The organism is Caballeronia sp. LZ024, assembly GCF_031451455.1.
Taxonomy (GTDB): Bacteria; Pseudomonadota; Gammaproteobacteria; order Burkholderiales; family Burkholderiaceae; genus Caballeronia; species Caballeronia telluris.
This window is the reverse complement of the sequence record NZ_JARUXL010000001.1, coordinates 2,117,755-2,135,824: the sequence shown is the minus strand read 5'-3', so window position 1 is coordinate 2,135,824 and position 18,070 is coordinate 2,117,755. Positions and strand designations below refer to the sequence as shown.

At 65.3% G+C, this 18,070-nt stretch carries 18 protein-coding genes and 2 pseudogenes; 4 read left to right on the top strand and 16 right to left on the bottom strand.

Annotation, left to right across the window (positions count from 1 at the left end; translation table 11 throughout):
* Window positions 1-61 precede the first annotated feature (61 nt).
* Together QCE48_RS09545 and sugE are read right to left on the bottom strand one after the other, a co-directional pair.
* Entirely contained in the window at window positions 62-697 is a 636-nt protein-coding gene (locus QCE48_RS09545) for a DUF4126 domain-containing protein (protein ID WP_087630556.1), read from the bottom strand.
* A gap of 243 nt (window positions 698-940) precedes the next feature.
* Complete coding sequence (sugE, locus tag QCE48_RS09540) at window positions 941-1,261, bottom strand: quaternary ammonium compound efflux SMR transporter SugE (protein WP_309788068.1); 321 nt, start codon at window positions 1,259-1,261, stop codon at window positions 941-943.
* Between the two features lie 391 nt (window positions 1,262-1,652).
* Here sugE and QCE48_RS09535 point away from each other — a divergent pair, with 391 nt between their 5' ends.
* Both QCE48_RS09535 and cydB read left to right on the top strand, forming a co-directional pair.
* Window positions 1,653-3,095 (top strand): cytochrome ubiquinol oxidase subunit I, encoded by a 1,443-nt coding sequence (locus QCE48_RS09535; RefSeq protein ID WP_309788069.1) that lies wholly within the window; start codon window positions 1,653-1,655, stop codon window positions 3,093-3,095.
* A 31-nt stretch (window positions 3,096-3,126) separates the two neighbouring features.
* Entirely contained in the window at window positions 3,127-4,131 is a 1,005-nt protein-coding gene (cydB, locus tag QCE48_RS09530) for a cytochrome d ubiquinol oxidase subunit II (RefSeq protein ID WP_309788070.1), read from the top strand.
* A gap of 24 nt (window positions 4,132-4,155) precedes the next feature.
* Here the strand turns inward: cydB and QCE48_RS09525 are convergent, their stop codons facing one another.
* The 3 genes from QCE48_RS09525 to QCE48_RS09515 form a co-directional block, all read right to left on the bottom strand.
* Complete coding sequence (locus QCE48_RS09525) at window positions 4,156-4,638, bottom strand: hypothetical protein (protein ID WP_309788071.1); 483 nt, start codon at window positions 4,636-4,638, stop codon at window positions 4,156-4,158.
* A gap of 38 nt (window positions 4,639-4,676) precedes the next feature.
* Entirely contained in the window at window positions 4,677-5,240 is a 564-nt protein-coding gene (locus QCE48_RS09520) for a peroxiredoxin (protein ID WP_309788072.1), read from the bottom strand.
* 71 nt (window positions 5,241-5,311) lie between these two features.
* Window positions 5,312-6,592: an EAL domain-containing protein gene (locus QCE48_RS09515; protein ID WP_309788073.1), complete on the bottom strand. Its 1,281-nt coding sequence runs from the start codon at window positions 6,590-6,592 to the stop codon at window positions 5,312-5,314.
* A 463-nt stretch (window positions 6,593-7,055) separates the two neighbouring features.
* Here QCE48_RS09515 and QCE48_RS09510 point away from each other — a divergent pair, with 463 nt between their 5' ends.
* Together QCE48_RS09510 and QCE48_RS09505 are read left to right on the top strand one after the other, a co-directional pair.
* Window positions 7,056-8,984 carry a GGDEF domain-containing protein gene (locus tag QCE48_RS09510; protein ID WP_309788074.1) on the top strand — a complete coding sequence of 643 codons (1,929 nt, stop codon included), beginning with the start codon at window positions 7,056-7,058 and terminating at the stop codon, window positions 8,982-8,984.
* A gap of 195 nt (window positions 8,985-9,179) precedes the next feature.
* Window positions 9,180-10,652 carry an HDOD domain-containing protein gene (locus QCE48_RS09505; protein WP_309788075.1) on the top strand — a complete coding sequence of 491 codons (1,473 nt, stop codon included), beginning with the start codon at window positions 9,180-9,182 and terminating at the stop codon, window positions 10,650-10,652.
* 97 nt (window positions 10,653-10,749) lie between these two features.
* Here QCE48_RS09505 and QCE48_RS31850 read toward each other — a convergent pair.
* The 11 genes and pseudogenes from QCE48_RS31850 to QCE48_RS09455 form a co-directional block, all read right to left on the bottom strand.
* Window positions 10,750-10,906: pseudogene (locus QCE48_RS31850) on the bottom strand (IS5/IS1182 family transposase); the annotation flags it as partial.
* Window positions 10,899-11,018 (bottom strand): annotated as a pseudogene (locus QCE48_RS31845) (IS5/IS1182 family transposase); the annotation flags it as partial. The pseudogenes QCE48_RS31845 and QCE48_RS31850, both read right to left, overlap by 8 nt.
* Before the next feature lie 226 nt (window positions 11,019-11,244).
* Complete coding sequence (locus QCE48_RS09495; RefSeq protein WP_309788363.1) at window positions 11,245-11,829, bottom strand: TIGR00730 family Rossman fold protein; 585 nt, start codon at window positions 11,827-11,829, stop codon at window positions 11,245-11,247.
* The gene (locus tag QCE48_RS09490) at window positions 11,829-12,560 is read right to left on the bottom strand and encodes a TetR/AcrR family transcriptional regulator (protein ID WP_309788076.1); all 732 of its coding nucleotides are present in this window, start codon (window positions 12,558-12,560) and stop codon (window positions 11,829-11,831) included. The genes QCE48_RS09495 and QCE48_RS09490 overlap by 1 nt, the downstream gene beginning before the upstream one ends.
* Window positions 12,561-12,705: 145 nt before the next feature.
* Entirely contained in the window at window positions 12,706-13,368 is a 663-nt protein-coding gene (locus QCE48_RS09485; RefSeq protein ID WP_309788077.1) for a diacylglycerol kinase, read from the bottom strand.
* Entirely contained in the window at window positions 13,365-14,396 is a 1,032-nt protein-coding gene (locus tag QCE48_RS09480) for a glycosyltransferase family 1 protein (RefSeq protein WP_309788078.1), read from the bottom strand. Before QCE48_RS09480 ends, QCE48_RS09485 begins: the two co-directional genes overlap by 4 nt.
* 60 nt (window positions 14,397-14,456) lie before the next feature.
* Window positions 14,457-15,413: a UDP-2,3-diacylglucosamine diphosphatase gene (locus QCE48_RS09475; RefSeq protein WP_309788079.1), complete on the bottom strand. Its 957-nt coding sequence runs from the start codon at window positions 15,411-15,413 to the stop codon at window positions 14,457-14,459.
* Between the two features lie 102 nt (window positions 15,414-15,515).
* Window positions 15,516-16,031: an RDD family protein gene (locus tag QCE48_RS09470; RefSeq protein WP_309788080.1), complete on the bottom strand. Its 516-nt coding sequence runs from the start codon at window positions 16,029-16,031 to the stop codon at window positions 15,516-15,518.
* Window positions 16,032-16,036: 5 nt separating this feature from the next.
* Window positions 16,037-16,801, bottom strand: a complete 765-nt coding sequence (locus QCE48_RS09465) for a DUF3106 domain-containing protein (RefSeq protein ID WP_309788081.1) — start codon at window positions 16,799-16,801, stop codon at window positions 16,037-16,039.
* Window positions 16,802-16,819: 18 nt separating this feature from the next.
* Window positions 16,820-17,260: a DUF3619 family protein gene (locus QCE48_RS09460; RefSeq protein WP_309788082.1), complete on the bottom strand. Its 441-nt coding sequence runs from the start codon at window positions 17,258-17,260 to the stop codon at window positions 16,820-16,822.
* Window positions 17,257-17,820, bottom strand: a complete 564-nt coding sequence (locus tag QCE48_RS09455) for an RNA polymerase sigma factor (RefSeq protein ID WP_309788083.1) — start codon at window positions 17,818-17,820, stop codon at window positions 17,257-17,259. The genes QCE48_RS09460 and QCE48_RS09455 overlap by 4 nt, the downstream gene beginning before the upstream one ends.
* Window positions 17,821-18,070 lie beyond the last annotated feature (250 nt).

Genomic DNA, 18,070 nt, shown 5'->3' with positions numbered 1-18,070 from the left:
TGACGCGCAAGTTGAGACAATCCGGGAGGACGCGCTGTCGTCGCTGTCGGAGAACCGGCGCTCAATCGTGCTTGCTCCGCAGGCGATCGAGGTGCCTGAACCGGTCGACGCTCGGCACCATGTGCTTCGCCATGCGGCTCACGCCGCCGTGCACGCCGCGCACGAGCCGCGGCAGCGCCCAGCCGGCGAACACGAGAAACGCGATCACGAGCACGAGGAACAGGAGCGGCACGAAGAACGCAAGCGTGAGGCCGCCGAGCGCGCCGACGTCTTCGGTCGCGGAAGCCGCCCAGTTCGACACCGGCTCCGGCGAGAGATTGATGAGCGCGCGCGTGCCGGCCTTCGCGAAATGCGACGCGCCCGCGAGCGTGCCGCCGGCGAGCGCGGCGATGGTGACGAGCGTCGGGTCGGCGTGGCCGAGCGAAGCGGCGGCGAGCACCGCGCCCGCCGGAATGCGGATCAGCGTGTGGACGGCGTCCCAGAGCGAATCGAAGGCGGGGATCTTGTCGGCGAGAAATTCGACGACCGCGAGAAACGCGGCCACGCCGATCACCCACGGCGACGACAGCACCGCGAGCGTGTCCGGCAGATGCACGAGGCCCATGCGCTCGAAGACGCCTGCCACGAAGATCGTCAGGTACAGGCGCAGTCCGCTGGCCCACGAAAGGCCCGCTGCGAGCGAAAGTGCTTCCAGCATTGCCGCCTCCTTGCGTGCAGCACGCGCCGCGCCCGGTTTCTAATCCAGGCGAGCGCCGGCGTCGATTGCTTCCGCCGGAGGTGCCGGGAGAAGCCACCCGCCTCAACGACGATGCGGGCAAAAAAGAAACGAACGCGGCTCGATACGACGAATTCGAGATGACTTCAGACCATTATAGCCATGCTGCGTCAGGCCTTGCACGCCAAGGTTGAGCAGTTGACGTTCCAGCTGACCGCTCACCGGTCAATGCCCGGAAGACAGCTTCAGTCCGACGAGTCCGATCACGATCAGCGCCGCGCTCGCGACCCGCGCCACCGTGAGCGCCTCGCCCATCATCACGATGCCGAAGATAAACGCGCCGACCGCGCCGATGCCGGTCCAGACGGCGTAGGCGGTGCCGAGCGGCAATTGCCGCATCGCGATGGCGAGCAGCACGAAGCTGCCCGTCGCGGTCACGAGCGTGAACACGGACGGCCAGAGCCGCGTAAAGCCATCGGACGATTTGAGCCCGGCCGCCCAGGCGACTTCCAGCAGACCGGCGATAAAAAGCAGAATCCAGGACATGGGGACTCCATTGGAAACTTGGGGCCGTCCCCTGACATTCGAAAGCGCGCGCGGTCGTCCACGCGGCTGTAGGTGAACTGTAATTGTACCAAAACGGTGCAAAATCCGGCTCGGGCGTCTGGCGAAGCGTTTATCCGCGGCGACGATTCGTTCACCTGTCGCATACGCGTGCGCGCAACTGCGCTAGAACTATTCGACAACGCGCCGCCATTTCGGCGGACAAAAGCGGATCAGCGCGGAAATATCGAATAAAGAGCGCGTCGTGCGAGAAACGTGTATTAAGCTGAATGGCACGTTTGCGATTATTCGCGGTCGCCGTGGCGACGTTTTCTTTATCGCCCAAGACGCCGCCAGAGGCCGTTCGATCCGACATTCTCGACGCGGAGTGCTCATGGAGTTCGATGCCGTCCTGCTATCCCGCTTCCAGTTCGCCTGGGTCGTCGCTTTTCATATTCTGTTGCCGGCCTTCACGGTCGGTCTGTCGTGCTTCATTGCCACGCTCGAATTCAACTGGTGGATCACCAAACGCGATGTGTACCGGCGGCTGTCCGCGTTCTGGCTGAAGATTTTCGCGGTGTCGTTCGGCATGGGCGTCGTCTCGGGCATCGTGATGCCATTCCAGTTCGGCACCAACTGGAGCCGTTTCTCCGACATCGCCGCCAACGTCATCGGCCCGCTGATGGGCTACGAGGTCATCACCGCGTTCTTCCTCGAAGCCGCCTTCCTCGGCGTGCTGCTCTTCGGGCGCAAGCTCGTGCCGCAATGGGCGCACGTGATGTCGGCGATCTTCGTGGCGGCGGGAACCGTGATCTCGTCGTTCTGGATTCTCGCCGTCAACAGCTGGATGCAGACGCCGCAAGGCCACCGGATCCTGCCGGACGGCCGCTTCGAAGTCGTCAGCTTCTTCGACGTGATCTTCACGCCGTCGTTTCCGTACCGGCTTGGGCACACGGTGAGCGCGTTCCTCGTGACGGCTGCGTTCGTGATCCTCGGCGTCGGCGCGATGTACGTGCTCCAGCGGCGCGCGCTGGAGGAAAGCCGCGTGATGCTCAAGATGTCGCTGATCTTTCTCGTCATCATGGTGCCGGTGCAGATGGTGATCGGCGACATGCACGGTCTCAATACGCTCAAGCATCAGCCCGCCAAGATCGCCGCGATGGAAGGCCTGTGGGAAACCGGTTCGCGCGTGCCCGCCAATCTCTTCGCGATCCCCGATCAGGACGCCGAGATGAACCACTTCGAAATCGCGATCCCGGTGCTCGGCAGCATCTATCTGACGCACGATCCGAACGGCACGGTGCAGGGCCTCAAGGCGTTTCCCCGCGAGGACCGGCCGCCGGTGGCGGTCGTGTTCTTCGCGTTCCGGATCATGGTCGGCATCGCGCTTTTGATGTTCGCGCTCGTGCTGTCCGGCATCGTGCTGTTCGCGCGCGGGCGGCTCGAACAAAGCCGCGCGTGGCTGCGCTGCGCGACGCTCGGCATGCCGCTCGGGTTCATCGCGGTGATCGCCGGCTGGACGACGACCGAAGCCGGCCGCCAGCCCTGGACCATCTACGGCCTGCTGCGCACGAAGGACTCGGTGACGCCGTCGCTCACCGCGGCGAATGTCGGGCTCTCGTGGCTGCTCTACGTGCTCGCCTATCTCGTGATTTTCGGCGCGGGGTTCACGCTGCTGCGCCGGCTCGTGCGCGTCGGGCCGTCGGAGACGACGCAGGCCCACGAAGGCGATCAGCTCGAACCGGAGAAGCGTGCCGCGCGGCCGCTTTCGGCACTGTCGAACAAGGCCGTGGCGGCGTCGGCCGCGAAGGGCACCGAACCGCCGCCGCGCGCGTAACGGCAACTTGCTTGGGACCGGAGACTCCGCGATGCTCGACCTCGTACCACTCTGGGCCGCCATTCTCGCGCTGGCGGTGTTCATGTACGTGCTGCTCGACGGCTTCGACCTCGGCGTCGGCATGGTGTTTCTGCTGCGGCGCGACCCGCACGATCGCGACATGATGATCAACTCGGTCGCGCCCGTCTGGGACTTCAACGAAACCTGGCTGATCCTCGGCGGCGGCGGGCTGCTCGCGGTGTTTCCGCTCGCGTTCGCGATCATCGTGCCGGCCGTCTATTTCCCGATTCTCTTCATGCTGCTCGGGCTGATCTTTCGCGGCGTCGCGTTCGAGTTCCGCGAAGTGGTCGGCGCGCGCAAGTGGCTCTGGGACGGCGCGTTCGGCTACGGCTCGCTCGTCGCGACGTTCTCGCAAGGAATCGTGCTCGGCATGTTTATCCAGGGTTTCCCGATCGAAGGGCGCGTGTTTTCCGGGACGAGCTGGGACTGGGTCGCGCCGTTTCCGCTCCTGACAGGCGCGGGCCTCGTGTTCGGCTATGCGTTGCAGGGCACGACGTGGCTCGTGCTCAAGACCGAGGGCGACCTGCAGGCGTGGGGACGCCGGATGGCGCGCTTCGCGCTCATCGGCGTGATCGCGTTCATTTTGCTGATCAGCATCTGGACGCCGCTCAAGGACGCGCGCATCGCCACGCGCTGGTTCGATTTCCCGGTGAGCTTCCTGTTCGCGCCCGTGCCCGTGCTCACGGCGCTTTTGACGTGGACGCTCTGGTCGAGCCTCGACAAGGACCGCGACGTCGTGCCGTTTCTCTGCTCGATCGGACTGTTCTTCCTGGCGTTCACGGGGCTGGTGATCAGCCTGTGGCCGTTCATCGCGCCGCCTTCGGTGACATTGTGGGACGCATCGGCGGCGCCGCTGTCACAGCAGTTCCTGCTGATCGGGACGATGTTTTTGCTGCCGATCATCGTGCTGTACGTGATCTGGTCGTACTGGGTGTTTCGCGGGAAAGTGCGGGGCGATATGGGATATCACGGCTGAGGGGGGTATCACGGCTGAGCCGCGCTACAACTTCTGCTCCACCGCCCGCGTCAGGATGCGCGTCCACTTGAGCGCCTCGCGCCTGTCGCGCATCGGCAGGCGCCATTCGCCGCGCTTCGCGTCCTTGACGTCGAGCAGGATCTGCCACGCGCCGTCCGCGCTCGCGACCGGCTCCATCCGCACGCCGCGCAGGTCCGCGAAAATATAGCCGCCGCGTTCCTCGCCGACGCGCAGATCGCACAGCCGCTTGCCTGCCGCGAGGCGCACGCCGCCCCACTCGCGCCTCAGTTCGTGGGTCCAGTCGCCGTCTTGCCCGCGCGCGATGTTGGGCGCGACTTCGCGGATGCGATAGAGCAGATACAAAATCCCCGCGACGAAGAGCGCCGCGGCCACCACCGCCGCGCCCGTCGCGACGCCGAGCCCGAAATGCGCCGACAGCGCGCGAAACGACCACACCGCGCCGTAGATCAGCGCGACGAGGACGGCGAGCGCGACGACGATCGGCATCCGCGCGACTCAGCGGGCGTGGGTGAAAAGGACGAGCGTCATTGCGCGTGGTGCTTCGCGTTCCACTCTCGCAGCGCCTGCAGCGTGTTCGCGACGTGCTTCTCCGGCGAGAGGCTCGTGTACTCGTAGATGACGGTGCCGTCGGGCGCGATCACGTACGACACGCGATTCGCCATCGACGCCTTCATCGGCATCGACGCGTCGTAGGACTTGATGATCTGCGAGCCCGCGTCCGCCGCTACGGGGAACTTGCTGCGGCATTCGCTCACGGAAAAGCGCTTGAGCGTGTCGATGTCGTCGTGCGACACGCCGATCACCGTCGCGCCCTCGGCCTTGTACTGGTCGACCGCTTCGGCGAATTCGTGCGCCTCGATCGTGCAGCCCTTGGTGAACGCCGCCGGATAAAAGTACAGCACGACCGGACCCTTCTTCAGCTCGTCGGCGAGCGAGTAGTTGTATACGTTGCCGCCGAGCGATGCCTGCGCGACGAACGACGGCGCGCGCTCGCCCGGCTTGAGCGTCGCGAACGCGACGAGCGTGTACGCCGCGAGTGCGGCGCCCAGCGCGGCCGCCCGCATCCTGCCTGCGAAGTTGCGTTTCATGTGTCTCCTCGTGTCTCGTCAGCCTGCGGGTAACGGGCGCCGTGCAGCGTCCGGAAAAGAAAGCGCACGTCTCATTCCAGCCGATGCGCGGCAAACCACGTCGCCGCCTCGACCTGAAGCTTTGCCAGCACCGCCGGGGTGAGCCGGGCGAACGCGGCGTCGGCGAGGCTCGCGTCGACTTCGGGGATATCGCCCCGGTCGGCCGCCTGCGAAATCCGCAGCAAGACGCCAAGCGGTCCGCGTCCGTCGACGATCGCCGCGCGGATCGCCTCGGAAAGACTCAGGCGCGTCAGCGCCTCGGCGGCCGACATGTCGAGCACGACGTGCACCAGCGAGAAAATGCCGGTCATGAACGCGGAATCGGCGAACGAATCATCCCACGGACGCAAGACCCGCGCCGCAAGTTCCATGAAACGCGCCCGCGTGCCGACCAGCTGCACGAGCGGGTCCGAGCGCCACGACAGGCCGCGCCCGTCGGCATAGAGCAGGAGTTGCGTCCAGCGTGTGATCTGCCGCGTGCCGATCGCCGCGATGGCTTCGCGCAGCGACGAAACATGCCGGCTCAATCCGAACGCGCTCGAATTGGCGACGCGCAGCAGTTGCACGACCACTTCGGGATTGCGCTTCAACTCCGCTTCGAGGCTGTGGATGGCGGGGTCGTCGGCGAGCAGCGACAGAAGCCGCATCAGCGCGACGCGCGATGCGCTGGGACGCCGCGTCGCGAGCACCTGCGGACGCGCGAAGAAGTAGCCCTGGAAGTAATCGAAGCCGAGATCGCGGGCGCGCTGGAAATGCTCGTGCGTCTCGATCTTTTCGGCAAGCAGCGCCCGGCCGTGACGCTTGACCTCGGCCGCGAGCGCGGGCAGCGTCTTTTGATCGGTGGCGAGGAAATCGATCTTCACAGTGTCGACGTAAGGAAGCGCCGCGAGCAGCGTGTCGTCGAGCTGCACGACGTCGTCGAGGGCGAGCTGAAAGCCCGCGTCGCGCAACTGCGCGCAGCGCCGGAAGAGCGCGGCGTCGAAGGAGACCGTTTCGAGCACTTCGAGCACGAAACGCTCGGGCGGCATGATGTGAACGATGTCGTCGAAGAGCAGCGCCCGGTTCATGTTCACGTAGCCGCGATAGTCGCCGAGTACCGCCGACACGCCGATCTCGCCGACCGTGCGCGCCACGACATGCGCGGTCGCCTGGACGTCGTCGTGGACGGGCGCGCGATTGTCCGGGCTGTCGCGGAACAACAGCTCATAGGCGTGAAGCGCGCCGGAGCGATCGAGAATCGGCTGGCGTCCGAGAAAGACGCTTTCCGGTTCGCGCGCGTCGTCCGGCTCGGTCGGCTGCAACGAATCGTCCATGACTCAACAGTATGTGCTCGACCCGCACGCCTGACGCGCCGCATGTGTTGCGCCGGCGTGCCGGCCAGCGAAGGCCGAACCGAACTCGTATCACACATGGGCGGGCAAGTCGAGGAGGCGGATTGGAATCGGTAAAAGAAACGCAAAGTTGCTCTGGCGCAAGGTGTTTGCGATGAATATCCGGTAGGAAGTTCCGCAATCGCGGCGACACTTTAACCGAAAACCAAGGCGCTCACAGCGATCCCGACGGCCAGGAACATCGGCGCCGACGGCCCCGCGCGAAGCGGGCGCGTTCACTAAAGTAATTCGTGACATAGCCGATAACCTGCCTGATAGGGCGTGTACCTGTTGCGCGAAAAGGCGCGAAAACGCGCGCGTGAAATCCGCGCGGGTAGTCTCCCAAGCGGACGTGCCGCCACGCGTCCACCGACAGGTCACGCAACCAGAAGGCCATTACAAGAACATGCAAGCGAACCGGAACACCGTCCCCCGCCGCCTCTGGCGCGCCGCACTCGACAACGCGCTCGGTCTGATCGGCGCGTCGAAGCGGCATGCGCACGCGCCGGCGGCTGGCGGCGCGAACGCCAGCAGCGCGGCACCGGAACCGGACCTTCCCGGCCCCGCATGCGCGAAAGCGCTCGAATCGATGCCGGCGGCACCCGCCGCGCGTTCGTTGCCGGCGCACCTCGAAGCGACGCTCGGCACGGTCGACTTCCTTGCCCAGCTCGACGACTCATTGCGCTTCGTCTACGTGTCGGATGCGAGCATCAGCTTCATCGGCTATCACCGCGACTATCTCGGCATGCTGACGCTTCACGACCTCGTGGCGTCGAACGAAGCCGACGAACTGAACGCGCTCGTGGCACGCGCGCACGCAAGCGGCAAGCTCGAAGCCGCGACGCTGTCGCTCGTCAAGTCGCTGACTTACCCGATTCCGGTCGAACTGCGCCTCCTTTCGACCGCGGCAGCGGGCGTGCCGGGCTTCGCGCTCGCCGCATTCGACGTCTCGCACTGGCGCGACAACGAGGCGCGGCTCACGCATGCGCTGCACCACGACCCGCTGACGGGCCTCGAAAACCTCACCGCGCTGATCGCCGCGGTCAACGCCGTGCAGGCCGAAGCCGAGCACACGCGCACGCAGGCGGCGCTCGTGCTCGTCGATATCGACGACTATCAGCGCATCAACCGCGCGCTCGGCTACGACGCCGGCGACGACATGCTGCGCGAAACGGCGCGGCGCATCCAGCACGCGGCGGGGCACGGCGAGCGCGTGGCGCGCGTCGCGAGCGACGAGTTCGCCGTCCTGCTGCCGGCGGGAACGAGCGCCGAAGCCGCCGAAAGTCTCGGCCGGCGCGTGCTGACGGCGATCGCGCAGCCGTATCGCTATCGCGGACAGCACACGCATCTTTCCGCGAGCGTCGGCGTCGCGCTCTATCCCGATCACGCCGATCCGGCAACGGGCGCCGACGCGGCCGGCGGCCCCGGCAGCACGGCGGGCGCGCATCTGCTGCGCATGGCCGATCACGCGCTCGCGGAGGCGAAGTCGTCGGGCGGCAACACGCTCGTCTTCCACGCGGTCGACGACGATCCGACCGACGCCGAGCGTCTCAAGCTCGAAGCCGATCTCTACGAAGCCGTGCGCAACGGCGAGTTTTCGCTGCACTTCCAGCCGATCACGAGCAGCCATTCGGGCGGCGTGGTGGGCGTGGAGGCGCTGATGCGCTGGCAGCATCCGGCGCACGGGCTCGTGCCGCCGACGACGTTCATTCCGCTCGCCGAGTCGATCGGTCTCATCAACTACCTCGGCAACTGGGTGTTGAAGGCTGCTTGCATGCAGCTCGTGCAATGGGACGCGATCGGTATCCGGCTCGACTACGTGTCGGTGAACGTGTCGCCGCAGCAGTTCCGCGACAAGCGTTTCACCTTCGCGGTGCAGGAAGCGCTCACGCTGACGGGGCTCGATCCGCGGCGGCTCGTGTTCGAGATCACCGAGAGCCTTCTGATGCACGATCCCGAAGAAGCGACGCGGCTCCTGCAGAAGCTGCGCGCGTTCGGCATCCGCTTCGCCGTCGACGACTTCGGCACCGGCTATTCCAGCCTCGCCTATTTGCAGCGCTTTCCGCTCTCGAAGCTCAAGATCGACCGCAGTTTTGTCGAAAACCTGCTTACCTCCCGCAACAACCGCGCGATCGTGAGCGCGGTGGTCGGGCTTGCCCAGTCGCTCGGGCTGGAACTGGTCGCGGAAGGCGTCGAAACCGAAGCGCAGCGCGAGCTTCTGACCGAGATGGGCTGCGATCACATCCAGGGCTGGCTCATCAGCCACGCGCTGCCGTCGGAAGAGCTCGCACGGTCGTTCCAGTCGAACTCGCTCTTCCTTCACGAGGCATTATGAGATAGGGCACGTTCGTGTTTTAATCCGGGAGCGTGCCGCGCAGAACGCCTTCACATCGTCGTATCGCCGTACCACTGCAGCACCGTGTATCGTTCCGGCCCGTTTCTCCGCTTTTCGTACGGCGGGGAACGGGCCGAAGATTGACGCCGCGCCGGCCCGTTGGCCGCGGCACAGCAGGGCTTTCTCACACTACGCATGGCAAGCACCGTCAAGGCCGAATTACTGGACAAGTTGTGGCAGCGCATGAGCGAGCGCGGGGACTTCCCGATGCTCTCGCAGGCGTTGCGCACGACCGTGTCCGCGATGAGCGACGACGACCTCGACTTCACTGCTCTCGTGCAAGTCGTGCTGTCGGATTTCGGCCTCACGCAGAAGGTGCTGCGTCTCGCCAATTCGGCGATGTACATGGCCTTCGGCGGCAACATCACGACCGTGACGCGCGCGCTGATGGTGCTCGGCATGGACGCGGTCGGGCATCTCGTCGTCGGGCTGAAGCTCGTCGATCACTTTCATGCGAGCGTGCCGCGCCGCATCGACGCCAAGCTCGAACTGAACCGCACGCTGCTCTCGGGCGCGGTCGCGCGCCAGATCACCGAGCACACCGACCTGCGTTCGGCCGAGGAAGCGGTGGTGTGCACGCTGATGCGGCAGATCGGCAAGCTGCTGGTCGCGTTCTATCTGGAGAGCGAGTGGGACCAGTTGCGCCGCAAGGCCGCCGCCGAGAACATCAGCGACAGCAGCGCGTGCGCGGCGCTGCTCGGCGTCTCGTTCGAGGAGATCGGCATCGAGGCGGCGGACCGCTGGCGGCTGCCGGAGACGATCCGCGCGGGCATGCGCGCGAGCGACCCGCAGGCGCCCGACCAGACCGTGCCGCGCCATGTCGCGTGGCTGCAGGCCGTGACGAATTACTCGACCGAAGTCGCCGATGCGCTGACGGCGCAGCACATGGCGGGCGAAAATCGCGAGTCGCTGTTGGTCGATATCGCGAACCGTTACAGCGGCGCGCTAAACACTGACGCCGAGACGCTTGCCGCGATGAGCATTGCGCTCGCGAACGAAGAGAGCGGCGACGGCGTGATGCGCGAGATCGTCGAATTGCGTGCGAACGCCGATGCGATCGCGCGCGCGGGGGTATCGGCGGAAGCGCGGATCGGCGCGGGACTGGACGATTTGCGCGCATTGCCTTCGAAGAATGCGCTCGGGCCGGTGCTCGCGCTGGCTTCCGAGGCGGTGCTGGCGGGCCTGGGCTTTTCACGGACGGTGGTCTTCGTGCGCCAGGCCAACGACGAATTCCATGCGCGGCTCGGGCTCGGTCCGAACGTCGAGCGGATGCTGCCGACGCTGCAGTTCGCGGCGGCTTTCCAGCCGGATGTATTTCACCTTGCGATCTCGAATCCGGTGGGGATCTTCATCGAGAATGCGCACGATCCGCGGATCGACGCGCGTTTGCCGCGCTGGTTCAAGCACGCATTCGCCGATGCCAAGGCTTTCGTGCTGCTGCCCGTGAAGGCCAACGACTCGACAGTCGCGCTCGTTTATGGCGACTGGACGCTTTCGCCGCAAGTGCGCAAGATCACGCCGCCGGAGATGGGCGCACTCAATGAGCTCACGCGGGAGCTTAGTCGGTTCTTTTCCAATGCGGATTGGAAGGAAGTTGAATTGCTCTAGCAGGCTGTTGAAATATTCCTTCGAGAACGCGTGCTCGCTCATTTGGAAGAGCCGGCGTGCTGCGATGTTCCGAATAAATTGACGGCGACCTTCCTTGCGTGTCGTTGCTACGCTTCTCGCCGCGCCAGTTCTCCCGAGAGCCGGCGCCCGCCGTCGGGCGGCGAGTCGTCATCCGACTTTGTCTTGGGTACAAAGCTCTTGTGTCCCGCCCAAGCCTGAACGAGCGTGCCGTCGACGCTGAAGTGCTCGCGTGAGCGCTTCGTTCAACCACAGCCGAATCAGTCGCGGCGGGTAATTGGCTGGAACGAAGTCATCCCGCCTGGACATCGCGAACATCGATTCGGTGTAGCCATCCGCGCCGCGCATCCTTTCGCCCTCAATGCCGTTCGATTCTTTGAATCAACATTTGCCTCTCCCGCTTGGATGACGCGTGCAGAGCGTATTTCAACGGCCTGCTAGACCACTACAGTCCCGCCCCGGACAGGGGCAGTGCTAATAGACCAAGAAGAAAGCAAGCTCCATAGAGACGCAGAGACGTCCGACGGTGTTCAAACCAACCCACTTCCACCCCACCCAAGCGCCAGCAAACCCTTCAGACCGAATCGCGTTTCTCGGCCCACTTGTCGAGCATGGGCGGCACGTAGCGCGCGAGCTTCGCGATCATCTGCGCAGGCTCCCGCGCGACCAGCAGCATGTCCAGATAAGCCTCGCGCATGAACCCTTCCTCGACGGTATGCCGCAGCATCGAAAGCAGCGGATCGTAATACCCGTCGACATCGAGCAGCGCCACCGGCTTCTGGTGATAGCCGAGCTGCGCCCACGTGTAGACCTCGAACAGCTCTTCGAAGGTGCCGACGCCGCCCGGCATCGCGACGAACGCGTCCGACAGATCGGCCATCTTCTTCTTGCGCTCGTGCATGTCCGGCACGACGTGCAGTTCGGTCAGATCCGTATGACCCACTTCCTTGCTCAGCAGCAACTCGGGAATCACGCCGACCGCGCGTCCGCCACACGCGAGCACTTCGTCGGCGATGAGGCCCATCAGCCCCACGCGGCCGCCGCCGTACACGAGCGACATGTTCGCCTCGACGAGCGCGCGGCCGAACGCCTTCGCCGCTTCGGCATAGACCGGCCTGGCTCCGGATGCGGAGCCGCAATACACACAAACCGACTTCATCATCGGGAATCCTTGGGAGTGTCGGGTTTCGCTGCGGCGTCCTCGCGCGGCGGCAGGAAGTCGGCGTACTGGCGCATCGGCATCTTGCCCGAAGCCAGGTCGTCGAAGAGCTGTCGCGAGCGGCCGCGCAGATACGGCGCCATCACCGAAATGATATGCAGGCTCGCCTGATGCAGTTCCGCGCGGATCGCTTCCTGATCGTTGTACTTGCGCGGATTCATCACGTACTGATACGACAGCCAGTAAGTCGCGATCACGCCGATGTTCGTCGCGATCACCTTGATCTCCTCGGGCGTCGCGACCATCTCCTGATCGGCGACGAGCGCCTCGCACAACTGGCGCGCGAAGTGCACCTTGTGCGTGATGATCTGCTTGAAGTGCGTTTCCAGCGTGCGGTTGCGCGCGAGCAGGTCGTTCAGGTCGCGATAGAGGAACCGGTAGGTCCAGAGAAAATCGGCCATGTACTGCAGATACGACCACATCTCGTCGATGGTCGGACGATGGTCGTCGGGGAAGCGCAGCCGCTTTTCGATCTGCTGCTCGAACTGCGCGAAGATGCTGTTGATGATGTCGTCTTTGTTGCGGAAATGGTAGTACAGGTTTCCGGGACTGATCTCCATCTCTTCGGCAATCGTCGTCGTCGTGACGTTGGGCTCGCCGAGATCGTTGAACAGCTTGAGCGACAACTCGAGTATCCGTTCGCGGGTGCGGCGGGGAGGTTTGGCTTCCATATCGTCCGTACCTTGTTGCCGGGGCGCTCCGGCCTCGTGAAAAGCGTCGCGGACCCGGGTCGGTTCCTATTTTTGAGAATATCGGACGATTATAAACCGGTCGTTCGGCACGACGGATGCTGCGCGCGATTCGTGCGAAGCACATTTATGAGATGCGCGTGAGCCAATGCCAGACGAACGGCGAGACCACGGGCCCGACGATCAGCGCCCAGGTCAACACGCACACGGCGAGCGCGAGCAGGACGGCCGCGCTGCCGAAGTCCTTCGCGCGTTTCGAGAGTTCGTGGCGTTCGAGCGAGATGCGGTCGATGGCGGCTTCGACGCTCGAATTCAGCAACTCGACGATCAGCACGAGGAGCACGGAGGCGAGGAGCGCGGCGCGCTCGACCGGCGCGACTGGAACGACGATGCCGCACGGCACGAGGATCGCAGCGAGCGTGAGCTCCTGGCGAAACGCGCTTTCCTCGCGGATCGCCACGCGGATGCCGACGATCGAATGCTTGAGCGCATGCCACGCGCGCGTGAGTCCGCGATTGCCCTTGTACGGATTGAAGGGCAGCGGGGCGAGCGGATCGTCGGGGGAGAGCGGCTCGGCGCGCTCGCCGTCCGGCGTGTCGCGCTCGGGTTCGTCCTGATCGAAGGGTTCGCGCATGGCGCCGATGGTAGCGCGGTTGGCGGCTTTCGCTCTGTCGATGCCGCGCGATCGGTGAACCGGCGCCACCGCGCTCGACTCGCCGCCGTGCGTCTCGCCGCGCCCGCGCGCTTCCTTCGCTGACGCCGCCGACGCCGCCGACGCGCGCCGCGTCATGCGGTCGCCCGATGGGTGCTCGCCTCGCGCGGACCGAGCGGCTTCAGGTGCGACGCGAACTGCGCCGATGCCGCGCGCCACGAAAAGCGCTCCGCCCAGGCGCGCGCATCGGCGCGTTCGATCCTCAGCGCCTGCAGGCATGCCTCGCGCAGGTCGTCGTCGAGGGCGCCGGGGCCGTGGGTGCCGAGCACGTCGATCGGTCCCGTCACCGGATAGGCCGCGACCGGCGTGCCGCATGCCATTGCTTCGAGCAGCACGAGGCCGAACGTGTCGGTGCGGCTCGGGAACACGAAGACGTCGGCGGCGGCGTAGACCTTCGCCAGTTCCGGCTGCGACAGCACGCCGAGATAGTTGACGTTCGCATAGCGCGACTTCAGTTCGGCGAGTGCCGGGCCTTCGCCCGCGACCCACTTCGAGCCGGGCAGATCGAGTTTAAGGAACGCCTCGACGTTCTTCTCGACCGCCACGCGCCCCACGTACAGGAAGATCGGCCGCGCGGTGTTCAGCACCTTCGAGTCCATCGGCCGGAAGATGTCGAGATCGACGCCGCGTGTCCATAGCACGACGTTGGTAAAGCCGTGCGCTTCGAGATCGCTCTTGACGACGGGCGTCGGCGCCATCACCGCCTGCGAGCGCTTGTGGAACCAGTGCAGGAAGCGGTAGGTCATCGTGAGCGGAATGCCGAAGCGCGCGTTCACGTACTCGGGAAAGCGCGTGTGATAAGCGGTCGTGAACGGCAGCCGGTGGCGGATCGCATACGCGCGCGCGGCCATGCCGAGCGGACCTTCCGTGGCGATGTGGAGCGCATCGGGCGCGAATTCCACGATGCGTCGCGCGACCCGGCGGCCCGGCATCAGCGAAAGGCGGATCTCCGGATAGGTCGGGCAGGGCAGGGTCTTGAATTCGAGCGGCGTCAGCAATTCCACGCGATGCCCGAGCGCGGTCAGTTCGCGCGTCGTGTTCTTCAGCGTGCGGACGACGCCGTTGACCTGCGGTTCCCATGCATCGGTGACGATCATGATCTTCATCGTATTCGGCCCAGGTGGTGAGGCTTCGGTGGTGTTGCGCGGCGCGTTTCCACGCGCGTTTCAGGCAGTCGCGCGCGCTTTCACCGGGCGTTCTTCCGGCGATCGCACGACGGTCCAGTAGACGATCTTCAGTTCGCCGTCGAGCGTCTCGACGAGCGCCGAGAGGCTTTCGACCCAGTCGCCGTCGTTACAGTAGAGAACGCCGTCGATGTCGCGGATCTCCGCCTTGTGGATGTGTCCGCAGACGACGCCGTCGCAGCCGCGCCGGCGCGCTTCGTCGGTCATCACGCGTTCGAACTGCGAGATGAAGTTGACTGCGTTCTTGACCTGGTGCTTGAGGTACTGCGAGAGCGACCAGTAGTTCAGGCCGAGCCGCGTGCGCGCGCGGTTGAACCAGCGGTTGAGCAGCAGGATCAGCGTGTAGAGCGTGTCGCCGAGATAGGCGAGCCACTTCGCATGCTGGATGACGCCGTCGAAGAGATCGCCGTGCACGATCCACAGCCGCTTGCCCGCGAGCGTCGTGTGAAAGGCTTCGCCGCGCACGTGGATGTCGCCGAACGCGAGATCGCAGAACTGGCGCGCGGCTTCGTCGTGATTGCCGGGGATATAGACGACCTGCGTGCCTTTTCTCGCCTTGCGTAGGATCTTCTGCACGACGTCGTTGTGCGCCTGCGGCCAGAACCAGCCTTTACGAAGCTGCCAGCCGTCGATGATGTCGCCGACGAGATACAGGTATTCGGACTCGTGATGCCGCAGGAAATCGAGCAGATAAGGCGCCTGGCAGCCGCCCGAGCCGAGATGGATGTCGGAGAGCCAGATCGTGCGATAGCGTTGTGGGGTGTCGGCGGACTTGGATTCGTGCGCGCTTTCGGCGAGGTGGCCGTCGAGGCGCTCGGGCTCAGGCGAAATCGGGTCGGCGGGCGGATTCGCGTTCGGAAGAAACGCGAGCGGAGCGCTCAGGTCCGGCTGGCGCAGCCGGAACGTCGCGGACGATGGGGAGGCCGGTTTGAATGTCATGCGCTCGCGCGTCGGGTTGCGGTACGCGCATTGCGCCAGAAAGGCGTGACTCCGGCATGACAGTCATGAGAAGTTCTTATTACCGCGCGAGCGGCGGCGCGTTCAGCGTGCCGCCGTCACCGCGACGATCCGCGTGCCGGCGAGGCGGTCGTGCAAGAACTGCCGCGCCGGATCAAGCCAGACGGCCGCGGCCCAGAGCGCGACCCAGACGCCGAAGACGACGAGCGTCTGCGGAACCGCAAGTCCGAGCAAGGGATGAAGCGCGAGCGGCGGCAGGAACCAGAGCCACGCGAGCACGTAGCGCGCGAAGGCGCGCATTGGACGCACGGGTTCGCCGCGCGCATCGACTACTTTGAGCCGCCAGGTTTTCATCGGCAGGGTCTGTCCGCCGTGGGTCCAGAACCAGACGAAATACACCGCGAGCACGATGCCGATCCACGACATCAGTACATTGTGATGGGTGAGGCCGTTGCGTTGCTGAGTGAGCGTGCTGAACAGATATCCGGCGATGAACACGATGCCGAACAGGATCACGCCTTCGTAGATCATCGTCGCGAGGCGGCGGCGCAGGGCGGGGGCGCGCATCGTCGGGACGGCGGGGGCATCCGGTGCGCGCATGCGGCTCACGAACCGTTGAAGACCGACGGCGCCTGCTGCGGCGACACGGGGATCGGCGTCGCCGGCACGAAGCTGCCGGTGCCCGGAACCGGCGGGGTGAGCGGCTGGAGCGCCGGCTGTCCGGCGGCGCCCGCCGCGCCGGACGCGTGTTGCTCGAGCTGGGCGAGATGGCCCTGTTCGCGCGCCGTCACGATGCGGTTGATGTCCTTGAGTTCGGTCTTGCCGGACGGCGGCGCGCTGACGATGTTCGGCCGGCGCGCGCGTTCGGTGGCGGCGAGTTTTTTCTTCTGCTCTTCGGAGAGTTTCTGGTACGCATCCCACGCGCTTTCGCGCTTTTCGAGCGGCACCGACTTGGAAACCTGATAGTTCTCGCGCGCGACCTTGCGCTGATCGGGCGTCATGCGCACCCATTCGGCCATGCGCTGATGCAGGCGCTTTTGCGCTTCAGGCGACATCTTGTGATAACGCGATGCGATCTTCAGCCACTTCTGCTTGCGCTCGTCGCTGAACTGGTCCCATTGCTCGGCGAAGGGCGCGAGCGCCGCGTGCTGCGCCTCGGTCAGCCGGTCCCACGCGAGCGGACTCGACGACGACAACGCCGACAGCGGCAGCAGGCCGGCGGACGAACCGGCGCTCGCTGCGTTCGGCGCGGCGGCGCTGGCGTTCGGGGAGAGCGTGGGCGAGTAGAAGCGCGGATACGTCGCGGCGAACGCGACCACGCCCGCAATCGCGCATCCGAAAACAATCGCGAGACCGCGCTTGTAACTCACCCGGGAACTCCTGCTGTCTTAGTGATTGCGCGTCAGGTACGCGTTGAAACCGTGATCGAGATAGGCGTCGAGCGGCAGGTTGTCGCTCAGCATGGCGGCGTCGATGTCGGCGAGTTCGGCGGTGCGCTCCTGGTCTTCCCAGTAAGCAATGCCGGCAAGGCCGATGACCAGCGCGAGAAGCGGCCAGGCCAGGCCGAAGCGGCCAAAGCGCGCGAACCGGCCGCGCGGCTCGCCGGCTTCGGGCGCGCCGAACTGCCCGCCCGCGGCGCCCGCGAGCGTCGGCGCGAATACGGGTGCCGAGACGGCGACTTTCTCGGGCTTCTTGCGTGCGATGGCAGCGCGACGAGCGGCCGCGAGGCGGTCGACGGCAGCGGCGGGCAGGCCCGACGCGGTTTCGTCGAGCGCCCGGACGACCTTGCGCGCGAATTCGTTTTCCTTCGATTCAAGAGCGGAGCTCATAGCGTGATCCCTTTCGCCTTCAGTGCGTGAGCCAGCGCGTGCGTGGCCCGCGAGCAATGCGTTTTTACGCTGCCCTCGGAGCAGCCCATTGCAGCGGCGGTTTCGGCGACATCCATATCTTCCCAGTAACGCATGAGAAAGGCTTCCCGTTGACGAGCCGGTAATTTCTGGATTTCCGCGTCGATCAGGTTGAGCACCTGTTCACGCTCGAGCTTGTTTTCGCTGCTTTCCGCGCCGACCGAGCCTTCCTGGGATTCGAAGGTTTCGAGCGGGTCGAATTCGTCGTCGTCGGCGTTGCCGAAGGACGAGAAAAGACTCACCCACGTATTGCGCACCTTCTGGCGGCGAAAGTGGTCGTGCGTCGCATTCTGGAGGATACGCTGAAACAAAAGCGGAAGCTCCGCCGGAGGACGGTCGCCGTATTTTTCGGCGAGCTTGATCATCGCTTCCTGAACGATGTCGAGCGCCGCGTCGTCGTCGCGCACGGTGTAGACGGTCTGCTTGAACGCGCGTCTTTCGACGCCCGCCAGAAAATCGGCGAGTTCCTTGTCTGATGCCATCCGCGGGGCCGGCGCAGCGAGTGTGCGTCGTAAAGGTTAGGAGATTTTGAGAAACCTGCGGATGCTAGCAAACTTTTGCTCGCCCCGATAGAAACGCATGGCCGCATTCTCCAGAAAGACCGGTCGTGCGTAACGGTCTGCGCCAGTGCGATGTTCTGCGAAACGACGCGGCAGCAGGCCCGTACGCCGTGTGATCGGTCACTTTTCGCTTGACCCCGGCGACGCGCCGGGCTATCGTTTCCGACTCGCA